This is a genomic window from Bradyrhizobium sp. 22 (assembly GCF_000482425.1).
GTDB classification, from domain to species: domain Bacteria; phylum Pseudomonadota; class Alphaproteobacteria; order Rhizobiales; family Xanthobacteraceae; genus Bradyrhizobium; species Bradyrhizobium japonicum_B.
Genome location: NZ_KI519400.1, coordinates 943,210 through 957,074 on the forward strand (window position 1 = coordinate 943,210; position 13,865 = coordinate 957,074).

At 65.4% G+C, this 13,865-nt stretch carries 13 protein-coding genes; 9 read left to right on the forward strand and 4 right to left on the reverse strand.

The window, feature by feature from the left end:
- Positions 1 to 11: 11 nt before the first annotated feature.
- From K410_RS0129900 to K410_RS0129935, 8 genes are all read left to right on the forward strand, one after another.
- Entirely contained in the window at positions 12 to 716 is a 705-nt protein-coding gene (locus tag K410_RS0129900; RefSeq protein ID WP_028138284.1) for a flagellar hook assembly protein FlgD, read from the forward strand.
- 394 nt (positions 717 to 1,110) lie between these two features.
- Positions 1,111 to 1,386: a CtrA inhibitor SciP gene (gene sciP / locus K410_RS0129905; RefSeq protein WP_002714638.1), complete on the forward strand. Its 276-nt coding sequence runs from the start codon at positions 1,111 to 1,113 to the stop codon at positions 1,384 to 1,386.
- Between the two features lie 193 nt (positions 1,387 to 1,579).
- Positions 1,580 to 3,193 carry a flagellar basal-body MS-ring/collar protein FliF gene (gene fliF / locus K410_RS0129910; protein ID WP_028138285.1) on the forward strand — a complete coding sequence of 538 codons (1,614 nt, stop codon included), beginning with the start codon at positions 1,580 to 1,582 and terminating at the stop codon, positions 3,191 to 3,193.
- Positions 3,194 to 3,225: 32 nt separating this feature from the next.
- Positions 3,226 to 4,323: a flagellar motor switch protein FliG gene (gene fliG, locus K410_RS0129915; protein WP_028138286.1), complete on the forward strand. Its 1,098-nt coding sequence runs from the start codon at positions 3,226 to 3,228 to the stop codon at positions 4,321 to 4,323.
- Positions 4,323 to 4,946 carry a FliH/SctL family protein gene (locus tag K410_RS0129920; protein WP_028138287.1) on the forward strand — a complete coding sequence of 208 codons (624 nt, stop codon included), beginning with the start codon at positions 4,323 to 4,325 and terminating at the stop codon, positions 4,944 to 4,946. The genes fliG and K410_RS0129920 overlap by 1 nt, the downstream gene beginning before the upstream one ends.
- Before the next feature lie 3 nt (positions 4,947 to 4,949).
- Positions 4,950 to 5,300: a flagellar motor switch protein FliN gene (gene fliN, locus K410_RS0129925; RefSeq protein ID WP_028138288.1), complete on the forward strand. Its 351-nt coding sequence runs from the start codon at positions 4,950 to 4,952 to the stop codon at positions 5,298 to 5,300.
- A 56-nt stretch (positions 5,301 to 5,356) separates the two neighbouring features.
- Positions 5,357 to 6,742: a sigma-54-dependent transcriptional regulator FlbD gene (gene flbD, locus K410_RS0129930; protein WP_028138289.1), complete on the forward strand. Its 1,386-nt coding sequence runs from the start codon at positions 5,357 to 5,359 to the stop codon at positions 6,740 to 6,742.
- Between the two features lie 221 nt (positions 6,743 to 6,963).
- Entirely contained in the window at positions 6,964 to 8,112 is a 1,149-nt protein-coding gene (locus tag K410_RS0129935; protein WP_028138290.1) for a M20 family metallopeptidase, read from the forward strand.
- A 92-nt stretch (positions 8,113 to 8,204) separates the two neighbouring features.
- Here K410_RS0129935 and K410_RS40600 read toward each other — a convergent pair whose 3' ends face one another.
- From K410_RS40600 to dusA, 3 genes are all read right to left on the reverse strand, one after another.
- Positions 8,205 to 8,363: a hypothetical protein gene (locus K410_RS40600; protein ID WP_028138291.1), complete on the reverse strand. Its 159-nt coding sequence runs from the start codon at positions 8,361 to 8,363 to the stop codon at positions 8,205 to 8,207.
- Positions 8,364 to 8,483: 120 nt separating this feature from the next.
- On the reverse strand, positions 8,484 to 9,650 hold the full coding sequence (locus K410_RS0129945; protein WP_028138292.1) for a cytochrome P450: 1,167 nt from the start codon (positions 9,648 to 9,650) through the stop codon (positions 8,484 to 8,486).
- A 134-nt stretch (positions 9,651 to 9,784) separates the two neighbouring features.
- Positions 9,785 to 10,783, reverse strand: a complete 999-nt coding sequence (gene dusA / locus K410_RS0129950; RefSeq protein ID WP_080672274.1) for a tRNA dihydrouridine(20/20a) synthase DusA — start codon at positions 10,781 to 10,783, stop codon at positions 9,785 to 9,787.
- A 226-nt stretch (positions 10,784 to 11,009) separates the two neighbouring features.
- On the opposite strand from dusA, the gene K410_RS0129955 reads away from it, so the two are divergent.
- The gene (locus K410_RS0129955; protein ID WP_028138294.1) at positions 11,010 to 11,750 is read left to right on the forward strand and encodes a FadR/GntR family transcriptional regulator; all 741 of its coding nucleotides are present in this window, start codon (positions 11,010 to 11,012) and stop codon (positions 11,748 to 11,750) included.
- A gap of 159 nt (positions 11,751 to 11,909) precedes the next feature.
- Here the strand turns inward: K410_RS0129955 and K410_RS37460 are convergent.
- On the reverse strand, positions 11,910 to 13,865 hold a 1,956-nt coding region (locus tag K410_RS37460; protein WP_049820385.1), incomplete at its 5' end, for an SPM autocatalytic domain-containing protein.

Sequence of the window (13,865 nt, forward strand, 5' to 3'; positions counted from 1 at the left end):
GAGTATTCGACATGACCACCACGACTGGCGCCACGGCCCCCAGCGTCGTCTCCGGGACGACCGAGCTGCCGAAATCCTCCTCGTCGAACACGCTGAGCTCGACCACGGGATCGACGCTCGCCGGCAACTTCCAGACCTTCCTGACGCTGCTGACGACGCAGCTGCAGAACCAGAACCCGCTCGATCCGCTCGACACCAACCAGTTCACCCAGCAGCTGGTGCAGTTCGCCGGCGTCGAGCAGCAGCTCAAGACCAACGACGCGCTGGCCCAGCTCGTCGCTCTGCAGCAGACCACGCAGGCGACCCAGGCGCTGGGCTTCGTCGGCAAGACCGCCCTGGTCGACGGCTCGACCGCGAGCATGACCAACTCCACGGCTGTCTGGCATCTCAACGTGCCGACCGACTCCACGGTCGAGATCTCCATCGCCAATTCGAGCGGCCAGACCGTGTTCAACGGCAAGTACACCGCGGCCGCCGGCAACGACATCCCCTTCACCTGGAACGGCATGGGCAATGACGGCACCCAATGGCCCGACGGCAAGTACACCATCTCGGCCACGGGCAAGGACGTCGCGAACAACAATGTCGGCATCGCCGCGCAGGTGCAGGGCGTAGTGTCGTCGGTCGACCTGACCCAGTCGCCGCCGCTGCTCACCATCGACGGCGCCAGCTATACGCTCAGCCAGGTCAAGAGCATCATCGCGACTGGCAATTGAGGAAGGTCCGCCCGCCAAACATTCGGTGTCATCCCCGCGAACGCGGAGATCCATAACCCCAGGACGTCGTTTTCGCGTGAAGTCGTAACCCCTGGTCGTCGTCAAACCACTCCCTGGGGGTATGGATCTCAGATGCGCAATTGCGCATCATAGCTCACGCCCCGCGCGTCCCGGGATGACAGCTGAGAGAGCTCCTTGGGGGCCTCATTCGTTAGTAAAGTATTAACAAGACCCCCTCGACCGGACCGGATGCCACCGTCCCGCCGGCCGACAGGGCGTCGTTTCGGCATTTTCAACGAGAATTGTATTGAAGCCTTAGGCTTAGCGGATTTTTAAGCCGCCGGGCGTAGGGTTACGGATGTGAGTTCAGTGGTTGAGAGTTTGTGAGTACGCCATGACAGAACCCCATCGCCCGAGGGTAAAATACGTCATCGGGCCGGACGGCAGTCCGTTGACGATCGCGGATCTGCCTGCACCCGGCACCAAACGCTGGGTCATCCGCCGCAAGGCCGAAGTCGTCGCCGCTGTCCGTGGTGGACTTCTCTCGCTCGAGGAGGCCTGCAGCCGTTATACCCTGACGGTCGACGAATTCCTCTCCTGGCAGTTTTCCATCGACCAGCATGGTCTGGCGGGGCTTCGCACCACCCGTATCCAGCAATATCGCCAGTAGGCGATCCCGGAAATCTGCGGCTTTTGACGAAAATCGGCCTCGCAAAGCGAGGCCGATTTTTTTCATATCGCACTTTGGCGCGACTTTTGTCCGACCTCTTAACCTTCGTTAACCATATCGAAACCATCCCCTAGGCAATAATTGCCCAGTCGGCCCTTCCAGTGAAAGCGGCCGAATCTGTTGGGGCGGTTGCTTGCAAGGTCTTGCGGACTTTCTGAAGAGTATCGGCGCCGCCCGATTCGGGGCGATGATCGCGGTCACCGCCGCGCTCATCGGCTTCTTCGCGTTCGTCATCATGCGCGTCACCACGCCGCAGATGACGACGCTGTTCACCGACCTCAGCGTCGAGGATTCCTCCGGCATCATCAAGGACCTGGAACGTCAGGGCATCCAGTTCGAGATCCGCAACGAGGGCTCCATCATCATGGTGCCCAAGGACAAGGTCACGCGGCTCAGGATGAAGCTCGCCGAAGGCGGCCTGCCCAAGGGCGGCGGCGTCGGCTACGAGGTGTTCGACAAGTCCGACGCGCTCGGCACCACCTCTTTCGTCCAGAACATCAATCACCTTCGCGCGCTGGAAGGCGAGCTCGCCCGCACCATCCGCGCCATCGACCGCATCCAGGCCGCCCGCGTCCACCTGGTGCTGCCGGAGCGCCCGCTGTTCGCGCGCGAGGCGCCGGAGCCGTCGGCCTCGATCGTGGTGCGCGTCCGCGGCTCGCTGGAAGCCCAGCAGATCCGCGCCATCCGCCATCTCGTCGCCTCCGCCGTCAACGGCCTGAAGCCGCAGCGGGTCTCGATCGTCGACGAGGCCGGCCAGCTGCTCGCCGACGGCGCGGCGACCGATCCGGAGCAGGCGGTCGGCGACGAGCGCCGCATCTCCTTCGAGAAGCGGATGCGCAAGCAGGTCGAGGACATCGTCTCCTCCGTGGTCGGCTCGGGCCGCGCCCGCGTGCAGCTCTCCGCCGATTTCGACTTCAACAAGGTCACCCAGACCTCGGACAAGTACGATCCCGAAGGCCGGGTGCTGCGCTCCAGCCAGACCCGCGAAGAGCAGAGCATGACCGCCGACAACAACGGCCAGGTCACCGTCAACAACGAGCTGCCCGGCAACCAGCAGAACAGCGGCCCTACGGCCAAGGACCAGAGCAAGAAGACCGAAGAGACCAACAATTACGAGATCTCCCGCACCACCAAGACCGAGGTGACCGAGGCCGGCCGGGTCAACCGCATCTCGGTCGCGGTGCTGGTCGACGGCATCTATTCCAAGAACGACAAGGGCGAGCTGGCCTATCAGGACCGCAGCAAGGAGCAGCTCGACCGCATCGCCGCGCTGGTGCGCTCGGCCATCGGCTTCGACCAGAAGCGCGGCGACCAGGTCGAAGTCGTCAATCTGCGCTTTGCCGATGCGCCCTCCACCGCTCCGATCGGCGAGCCCGGCGGCCTTCTCGGCATGCTGCAGTTCACCAAGGACGACGTCATGTACTTCGTCGAGCTCGGCGTGATGATGCTGCTCGGCCTGATCGTGCTGTTCCTGGTGATCCGCCCGCTGGTCAAGCGCATCCTCGCCTCCGACGACGTCGCCGCCGCCATCTCCGGCGTCCTCACCGGCCCCGCGGCTTCGGAAGAGGCGGCACCGGCCAGCGGCCAGGCGATGCTGCCGAGCGGTGCCGCGAGCGCCATCGACGTCGCCACCATCCAGGGCCAGGTCCACGCCCAGTCCGTTCACCGCGTCGGCGAGCTCGCCGAGCGCAACCCCAACGAAACCGTCGCCATCATCCGCCAGTGGCTCACCGAGCCAACCAAGTAACCCACGCCAAGTGCATCAAGAAGTGATCTGACATGGCCGCCAGTCTGCAGAACGCCAACTCCAACGACATCACCAGCGTGATCTCCACGCTCGGCCAGCGTGCCGGCAGCCGCGCCGCCGAAGGCAAGGGCGCGGCGCAACTGACCGGCCCCCGCCGCGCCGCGATCCTGATGCTCGCGCTCGGCGAGCAATATGGCGGCAAGATCTGGGGCCTGCTCGACGACGACGAGGTGCGCCAGCTCTCGCTGGAAATGTCGACGCTCGGCACCGTCGAGGTCGACACCGTCGAGGACATGCTGCTCGAATTCGTCTCGCGCATGTCGGCCTCGGGCGCGCTGATGGGCAATTTCGACGCCACCGAGCGCCTGCTGCAGCAATACCTGCCGCCGGAGCGCGTCAACGGCATCATGGACGAGATCCGCGGCCCCGCCGGGCGCAACATGTGGGAGAAGCTCTCCAACGTGCAGGAAGAGGTTCTCGCCAACTACCTCAAGAACGAATATCCGCAGACCATCGCGGTGGTGCTGTCGAAGCTGAAGCCGGAGCACGCCGCGCGCGTGCTCGGCATCTTCCCCGAGGAGCTCGCACTCGACGTCGTCAACCGCATGCTGAAGATGGAGGCGGTTCAGAAGGAGGTGATCGAGAGCGTGGAGAAGACGCTGCGCACCGAATTCATGTCCAACCTGTCCCAGACCCGCCGCCGCGACGCCCACGAGGTGATGGCTGAAATCTTCAACAATTTCGACCGCCAGACCGAAACCCGCTTCATCACCTCGCTGGAGGAGGACAACCGGGAATCCGCCGAGCGCATCAAGGCGCTGATGTTCACCTTCGACGACCTCGTCAAGCTCGATTCCGGATCAGCCCAGACCCTGATGCGCAACGTCGACAAGGACAAGCTCGGCGTCGCGCTCAAGAGCGCCAACGAGGACGTCCGCAACTTCTTCTTCGGCAACATGTCCTCGCGCGCGGCCAAGATGCTCCAGGACGACATGGCGGCGATGGGCCCGGTCCGCCTGCGCGACGTCGACGAGGCCCAGGCGCTGCTGGTCAACCTCGCCAAGGACCTCGCCGCCAAGGGCGAGATCATGCTGACCAAGAACCGCGCCGACGACGAATTGGTGTATTGATGGCGGCTCCGGCGAAATTCCTGTTCGACACCGACTTCGCGGCGCCCGAGCGCACGACGCGCGAGAAGGCCGCGACCGCGGCCGAAATCGCCCAGAAGGTCGCGGAAGCCGAGGCGCGCGCCTATCAGGACGGCTTCGCCGCCGGGCAGCGCGAAGCCAAGGCCGAAAGCGACCGCCGCGTCGCGCTCGCCATGGAAGAGATCAACATCGGCATCCGCGGCATCGCCGCCGGTATCGGCAACATCGAAACCAAGATGGAGACCGAGGCGGTCGACGTCGCGGTGGCGGTCGCGCGCAAGCTCTGCGCCGACCTCGTCGCCGCCGAGCCGCTCGGCGAGATCGTGGCGCTGGTCAAGGACTGCTTCTCGCATCTGGTCGCGACGCCGCATCTCGTCGTCCGCATCAACGATGCGCTCTACGACGCCGCCCGCGAGAAGATCGAGCGGCTCGCCAAGCAGAGCGGCTTCGAGGGCCGGCTGGTGATCCTGGCCGAGCCGGAGATTGCAACCGGCGACTGCCGGATCGAATGGGCCGATGGCGGCGTCGTGCTGGAGCGCGGCGCCATCGCTGCCAAGATCGACGAAATGGTCGGACGCTATGTCGCGTCCCGCAGGGGGAGTTAACCCATGAGCGACACCGACGGACAGGTCCCGCTGCCCGATCTCAACGGCCCGATGCCGCCCACCGGCACGGACGTCGGCTACAACGAGGACGAATATGCGGCGCGTGCCGCCGCCGACCTCGAGGCCGTGTTCGACGTGCCGGTACAGGTCTCGGCCGTGCTCGGCCGCTCCAAGATGGACGTCAGCGAGCTGTTGAAGCTCGGGCCCGGCACCGTGCTCGAGCTCGACCGCCGCGTCGGCGAAGCCATCGACATCTACGTCAACAACAAGCTGGTCGCCCGCGGCGAAGTCGTCCTGGTCGAGGACAAGCTCGGCGTCACCATGACGGAAATCATCAAGGCCGAACGCGGCTGACACGACACGCAAGGACATGACGCGCGGCAGCGCGACCAGACGGACAGGAGACTGACATGCGGCTTCTCATCGTTGGCACATTGAAGGGCCAGCTCACCACCGCCACCAAGATCGCGATGGAGAACGGCGCCACCGTGACCCATGCCGAGGATCACGAGCAGGCGATGCGGGTGCTGCGCGGCGGCAAGGGCGCCGATCTCCTGCTGGTCGACGTCGCCCTCGACATCCGCGACCTCGTGCTGCGGCTCGAAGCGGAGCACATCCACGCTCCGATCGTCGCCTGCGGCATCACCAACGACGCCCGCGCCGCGGTCGCGGCGATCCATGCCGGCGCCAAGGAATACATCCCGCTGCCGCCCGATCCCGAGCTGATCGCCGCGGTGCTGGCCGCCGTCGCCAACGATTCCCGCGAGCTGGTCTATCGCGACGAGGCGATGGCGAAGGTGATCAAGCTGGCGCAGCAGATCGCGGGCTCCGACGCCTCGGTGATGATCACCGGCGAGTCCGGCACCGGCAAGGAAGTGCTGGCCCGCTACGTCCACACCCGCTCGGCGCGCGCCAAGCGTCCCTTCATCTCGATCAATTGCGCGGCGATCCCCGAGCATCTCCTGGAATCCGAGCTGTTCGGCCACGAGAAGGGCGCCTTCACCGGCGCGATCGCGCGCCGCATCGGCAAGTTCGAGGAGGCCACCGGCGGCACGCTGCTGCTCGACGAAATCTCGGAGATGGACGTCCGCCTGCAATCCAAGCTGCTGCGCGCCATCCAGGAGCGGGTGATCGACCGCGTCGGCGGCACCAAGCCGGTGCCGGTGGACATCCGCATCATCGCAACCTCGAACCGCAACCTGGCCGAGGCGGTGCGCGAGGGTACGTTCCGCGAAGACCTGCTGTTCCGCCTCAACGTCGTGAACCTGAAGATCCCGCCGCTGCGCGAGCGCCCCGCCGACATTCTGGAGCTCGCCCAGCATTTCGTGAAGAAATACGCCGAGGCCAACGGCGTGCCGCTGCGCCCGATCTCGGCCGAAGCGCGCCGCGTGCTCTCGGCCAACCGCTGGCAGGGCAACGTCCGCGAGCTTGAGAACACCATGCACCGTGCGGTGCTGATGGCGCAGGGCGACGAGATCGGCGCCGACGCCATCATTACGCCGGACGGCGACCGCCTCGACCTCGCCAAGACGCCCCCCGCCGTGGCCCACGCCACGATGGCCGCCGAGCAGGTGACGCGTGCGCTGGTGGGACGCACCGTGGCCGATGTCGAGCGCGACCTGATCCTGGAGACGCTGAAGCACTGCCTCGGCAACCGGACCCATGCCGCCAACATCCTCGGCATCTCGATCCGCACGCTGCGCAACAAGCTCAACGAATATTCCGACGGCGGCATTCCGATCCCGCCGGCAGGCACCCCCGGCGAATATCCGCGGATGCCGGCGATGGGGGCGTAGGCGCTGCACGCCGGTTGAGAATGCAAATGCCCGGGCTGGTCCCGGGCATTTTTGTCGGTAGGACAAACCCTCGCATCGCCCTCGGTGTCGTCCCCGCCCCCGTGCGCAATTGCGCACTAGGCGGGGACGACAGCGGTGGACATGGCCGCATCGCATTCTCCGACTAGGTCGCGCCTGCGCCAAGCCCTATAACCGCGCGTCAGAACCACGCGAGGATAAACATGTCTGAAGCTCAAATCACGGACTGGCTGGCGTCGCAGAAGCAGGCGATGGTCGATCTGCTCCGCGATGTCGTGAACATCGATTCCGGGTCCTATGACAAGGACGGCGTCGATGCGGTCGGTGCGCGGTTCGAGCGGCATTTTGCCGAGCACGGCATTCCGTGCCGGCGCGAGGCCAACGCCACCTTCGGCGATGCGATCCATGCCGAGGTGGCAAAGCCCGGCAGCAACGAGAAGCCGGTGCTGTTGATGGGGCATCGCGACACCGTGTTCGGCAAGGGCGAGGCCGGGCGCCGTCCCTTCACCATCAGGGATGGCCGCGCCTACGGACCCGGCGTTGCCGACATGAAATCCGGTCTCGTCATGAACGTGTTCGTCGCAACCGCCTTCCACAAATTCGGCGGCAACCCGCATCCGATCAAGCTGCTGATCACCTCGGACGAGGAGATCGGCTCGCCCTCCTCGCGCCCCGTGATCGAGCGCGAAGGCCGCTCCGCCCGCGCCGTGTTCAATTCCGAGCCGGGCCGCCCTACCGGCAACATCGTCACGGGACGCAAGGGCGGCATCTTCATGCATCTCGGCATCACCGGCAAGGCCGCGCATTCGGGCGCCAACTTCGCCGCGGGCATCAGCGCGATCGGCGAGCTCGCGCACAAGATCGTGCAGATCCACGCGCTGACCGATCTCGACAAGGGCATCACGCTGAATGTCGGCCTCGTCTCGGGCGGTCAGTCCGTCAACACCACGGCACCCTACGCCGAGGGTCAGATCGACCTGCGCTATGTCGATCCGGCGGACCGTGCGAGGGTGATGGCAGCGATCGAACAGATCGTCGCGACCTCCTACGTGCCGGGCACCAGCGCAACGCTGACGATCAAGGGCGAGTTCGTGCCGGTGGTGCAGAGTGCGGAATCCAAGTCGCTGTTCGAAAGCTATCAGGCAGCCGCACGGCAGGTCGGCCTCACCACGTTGCAGGGCGAGTTCTCCGGCGGCTGCGCCGATTCCGGCTTCACCGCCGCGGTCGGCACGCCGACCATCTGCGGCCTCGGCCCGGTCGGCGGGCTCGCGCACACGCCGGAGGAATATCTCGAGGTCGACAGCATCGTGCCGCGCGCGCAGGCGCTCGCGCTGGCGATCTTAAGGGGATGAATGCCGTCGTCATTCCGGGGCGATGCGAAGCAGCGAACCCGGAATCTCGAGATTCCGGGTTCGCGCTACCGCGCGCCCCGGAATGACCGGGATCACGAATAACTCGGTGCATCCGGCTTGCGGAAGATGTGGATGGGATCGCCGGGGATGATCACCGGCTGGCCCGAGAACATCGCGTAGGCGTAGAGCGCGAGGTAGACGATCGCGAGCGCGCCGACGACGTAGAAGGCGAAGGTCGCGATGCGCTTCATCGATCCGCTCCATGGCTGGCCCGCAACGGGATGGCTTCTCGCCGCTTCTAGAACGATGAGGCGGAAAAGGCCAGCCCGCGCGCCCGCTTCAGGCGGCGATCAAGCGCCGCCGGCCGCGCCTTAATGCAGCCACCGCACCGGCAAGTTCTGCAAGCCCCGGAACGCCCAGCCGCCGATCCGCACCGGCTCGTCGTCGGCGATCTCGAGCTTCTTCGCCCGCGCGAACAATGTCGGCAGCGCGACGTCGGCGATCATGGCGCGCGAGGCGAAGGCGCCGGCGCAGAAATGCGGGCCGGCCCCGAACGCTACACTCTTGGTCAGGTCGCGGCGCAGGTCGAACTCGTCGGCGCGGTCGAAATGCTTCTCGTCGCGATTGGCGGAGCCGAACATCAGGAACACGCGCTCGTCGGTTTCGAAGGCGACGTCGCGGATGCTCCACGGCTTGGCGATGCGGCGCGGCGACATGCCGATCGGCGAGATCCAGCGGGCGTATTCCTCGAACGCCTGCAGCCAGGTCACGTCGCCCTTCAGAACCAGATCGAGCTGCTCGGGATGGGTCAGAAGCGCCCATACCGTGCCGGCAATCGCCTTGCGCGGCTCGTTCTGCCCGCCTGAGATCGCGAGCTTGACGTTAGCACGCACGCTTTCCATCGGCATGCCCGAGGAAAGGAGAACCCCGAGGATGCTCTGATCGGGATGCTTGCGCATCACCGGCAGGATGTCGTCGATCGCAGCGTCAATGCCCGACGTCGCGGCATGGCAGCGCGCCTCGACATCGGGGTCGCCCGCATAATTGGCGATGCCCTCGATCATGCCTTGCGACCAGGCGTCCATATCCTCAAAGCCGATATTGGTGAGGCCGGTGATCGACTTCAGGCATTCGCCCGAGTACGGCAGCGCGAAGTCGCGCATGAAGTCGAGCCGGCCGGGCGCGATCGAATCGATGATGCGGTCGGCATGGGCCTGGAATAGTGCGGTCCAGTGCGCCTTCACCGTCTTCGGCGACACCGTCGGAAACATGGCGCGGCGCTCGACCTGGTGCGTCTCGCCGTCCTTGCGCATCATATTGTGGCCCATCAGGCGGTTCATCAGCCCGGCGGGCTGGTGCGAGGAGAACACGTCGATCTGCTTTTCGGAAATCGAGATGTCGTCACGGCTGGTCAGCAGCGTCGAGCCGAGCTGCGGCACGAAGGCGATCGGCGCTTCCTTGCGCATCCTTGCCAGCATCGGATAGGGATCGGCCCAGAAGGCGGCAGGATCGATGTCGATGCGTGGCGCGGTGCTCAAGCGTCGCTCCCTTGCTGTATCCCCGACGCTTCGCGCTGACGCGGCCGTTCGGGTTCGGATCAGCTCTTAGCGCGTTCCGGCGCCGCCGTCTGTCCCCAGCGATTGGGACAGGGCGGCGTCACCGGGTGCATCTGCTAGGCAGCCTGTCCGAATGCGACCTTGGCGATCGCATCGCTCAGCACATCGCCGCCGGCCCCGGGCCGCGTGCCCTGCTCGGCCAGATGGCGGCGGAAGGCCCGCGCGCCCGGCACGGCATGAAAGGCGCCGACGAAATGCCGCGTGATCGCATGCAGCCGCGTGCCGCGTGCGAGCTGCTGCTCGATATAGGGCATCATCGCCTCGAGCGCCGCCTGCATGGACTCATGCGGAGCCGCCTCGCCAAAGATCTCCCGGTCGACGGAGAGCAGCCGCCACGGTTCCTGATAGGCGGCGCGGCCGAGCATCGCGCCATCGACATGCTCGAGATGCGCTTTCGCTTCGTCGACGCCGGGGATGCCGCCGTTGATGATGACGGGCACGCCGGGCATCGCGCGCTTGAGCCGATAGACGCGGTCATAATCGAGCGGCGGGATGTCGCGATTCTCCTTCGGCGACAGGCCGTTGAGCCAGGCCTTGCGGGCATGCACGATCAGCGCATCGCAGCCGGAGCCGACCACGGCGCGGGCGAGCGCATCGAGCGCCACTTCAGGATCCTGGTCGTCGATCCCGATGCGGCACTTCACCGTGACGGGAATCGCCACCGCACGCTTCATCGCCTCGACGCATCTCGCCACCAGCTCCGGCTCCGCCATCAGGCAGGCGCCGAAGCGGCCGTCCTTCACGCGGTCCGACGGGCAACCGACGTTGAGGTTGATCTCGTCGTAGCCGAACGCCTCGCCGATCCGCGCAGCCTGCGCCAGCTCGTGCGGATCCGACCCGCCAAGCTGAAGCGCGACCGGATGCTCGACCGCGTCGAACCCAAGCAGCCGCTCGCGGTCGCCATGAATGATGGCGCCGGTCGTCAGCATCTCGGTATAGAGCAGCGCCCGCCGCGTCAGCTGGCGGTGGAACACCCGGCAGTGCCGGTCGGTCCAATCCATCATGGGCGCCACGGAAAAGCGATAGTCTTTATAGTCCAATGACTTACCTGTCATTTCAGCAGACTAGAACTGGAACAAGTGCACACGTGTGCATTCCAAACTAGCCAGAATTGCATGTTTGTACCGCATTTGATCTTCCCGTGCACACATAGCTGAGCTCGCCAAGAGGGTTCAGCAACGAGGGATTTCGATCAGCTCTTTGTTTGGGCGGATCATACGGCTTGACGTAACCACCTGGTCATCCTACTGGTCTGACCACAACAAGACCAAAGGCAGGGTAGTGGAGCTCAAGCGGCCCACGGAGGGCGAAAAAGGATTCGAAAAGGTGTTCGCCTTCCTGCGCGAACGCCTGCTTGCGGGCTCGCTCAAGCCGGGCGACCGCCTGACTTCCGAGCGCGAGCTGGCAACCCTGCTCGGCGTCAGCCGCCCGATCGTACGCGAGGCGCTGCGCGCCCTCACCGTGCTCGGTATCGTCGAGATCCGGGACCGCATCGGCACCGTGGTGACGCGGCCGGACGTGTCGGTGCTGAACGACTTCTTCACCTTCGCCCTCGCCCAGCAGGCGGACATGCTCGACGACGTCATGCAGGCGCGCGTCGCAATCGAATGCCAGGCAATCCGCCTCGCCTGCGAACGCGCCAACATCGCCGATTTCGAACGGCTGCAGCGCGCCCTCGCCAGGATCGGCGAGACCATCGACGAACCCGACGCCGGAGGCATGGCCGACTTCGAATTCCATCGCACCATCGTGGTCGCCTCGCATTCGGAGACGCTGACAGTCCTGCACGGTTCCTTGGCAGGCCTCTTGACGCATTCGCATCGCAGTCGTCGCGAACTGGTGCAGGCCTTCCCGTCGATGAAGAATTATCTGATCGATGACCACCGCCGCATCTTCGAAGCCGTCATCGCGCGTGATCCCGAGCGCGCGGATGCGACGTTGCGCAAGCATTTCGCCATCGGCGACGAATACCGCAGGCGCGCCGTCGTCGGCGACATCGACAAGACCAGCGCCTCACGCTGACCAGGGGGATTGCCGCAGCCCCGGCATATCCTGACCGGAGCCTTCTTTGAGAAGCTGAGTGATGCCGGCTATCCAGCCGACATCGAGCTCGTCTGAGAACGGGCGGCAGGCCGATCAGGGATCCGGCGGTTTTGTTGATACGGCAGGCACAGGGCAGGCTCACCCGGCGAAGAAATCCACCGGATGCGCTGCCGTGTCCTTGCGCCAAGCGCTATCGGCCGCACCGGCGTTGGCGCCGAACGCCGACATCTCCTGTCGCATCAGCGCGAGGAGCGTGGGCGGCTGATCCGCTGCACCCTCACCGCTCGCCAAGCGCCCACCCCAAGTGTCCGCGTTGACGCCAGGGTACGACGGAACAGCGGCGTCTGCTCTATCACGCGTTGCGTCCGGCTTGTTCGTCGATGCCGGCTCTGCCATGGCATCCATCGCGCGCCGGAACTGTTCGTCGATCGAGAGCGCTGGATTCGCGGACAGTATCTCCAGCGCCGAGGCCAGAGTTGCGTCCGAGGCTGCGATCAATTGCGGCGCCGTCGCTCGCGTCAATGCGGCATCGACATAGTCCATCGTGCGCTCATCGGTGCGGGTATAACTTCCGCGATTGACGATCACGGTGCTGCCGAACTCCCAGGCCGCTTCCGTCGCGGATGCCACCAGATTGATCGACCGCACAGCGGCGGCCGAAAGCGACAATATCTCCCCGTTCTGGGCAGAGCCGTCGCCATTGCGATCCTGCCAGAGATTGAAGTCCGAGAAGCGAATGTCGTCAACCGACAGCATTCCGTCGCGGTTGCTGTCGAACGCGCGCAGCCCTTCGAGATCGGAGCGGGCGCCCGCCACATCGTCGGCAAAGCTCAGCTCCGAGATGCCGCTCACGGTTCCGTTGCGATCGCGATCCAGGAACAGGAAGGCTTCCGTGGTCCCGATCCAGCTGGTGTCGTCAGCCGTCCCGTCGCCGTCGATATCGAACGTCGCCGAGGACTGGCTGGCGGTCGTGGTCTCCACCCCCAGACCGTCGAGATCGAGGATGATCGGCGCCGCCAGCGTGACCGTCTCGCCATTGCGGAAGATGAGCCGTTCGATGCTCGTGAGCATGTCGACGCCGTCGCTGCCATTCGCCGAAGAATTGTCGGTGACCTGAACCGACCCCGCCGACGTGACGATCGAATAGGTCGACATCACGCCGTTATAATAGGCGGTGTCGATGCCGGCGCCGCCATTGATGGTGTCGTTGCCGGCCATCCCCCAGAACGAGTCATCGCAATCATTGCCGTTAAGCGTGTCGGTCCCAGCGCCGCCGGCAAGCCGATCCGCAGCAGCGCCGCCGGTGATGACGTCGTTTCCAGCGCCGCCGTAGATGCTGTTCGGAGCACCGGCGTCACCGACCAGCGTATCGGCGCTCGTGGTTCCCACGACCCAGCCCTCGAAGGCGTTCGAGACGGTGAGGCTGACGGTCGCGGTCGCCGTCGCGACGCCGTCGCTGACCGTATAGGTGAAGCTGTCGGATCCTTCGTAACCGAAATCGGGCCTGTAGTTGACGCTTAGCCCATCGATCACGACGGTGCCCTTGGGCGCCACGCCGACGGAGACGATCGTCAAATTGTCGCCGTCGATATCCATGTCGTTGGCGAGCAGGCTCGCATGCTCGATTGCGAGCGTGTCGCCATGGGTGACGGAGAACGGACCGTCGCCGGCCGCCACCGGCCTGTCGTTGACAGGCGTGATCGTCAGGGCGAAGACGTCGCTGGCCGTGAGCGCGCCGTCACTGGCCGTGACCAGGATGTCGATGGCGCCGTTGAAATTGAGCGGCGGGGTGCCGGTAAACCGGGCGCCGGTCAGCGTCAGCCAGGACGGCAGCGGGCTGCCATCCGCCAGCGTCGCTGAATAGGTCAAGGCATTGCCATCGACATCGGTGAAGCGGCCGGCCGGGATCGTATAGGAGATCGCGGCGTCCTCGGCCGAATTGACATCGGACAGCGGCACCGACAGCACCGGCGCATCGTTCACCGGCGTGATCGTCAGGGTAAAGATGTCGCTGGCCGACAATGCACCGTCGCGGGCGGTGACCTTGATGCTGAGCGTGCCCTTGTAATTCGCCGGCGGCGTGCCGGTGAACGT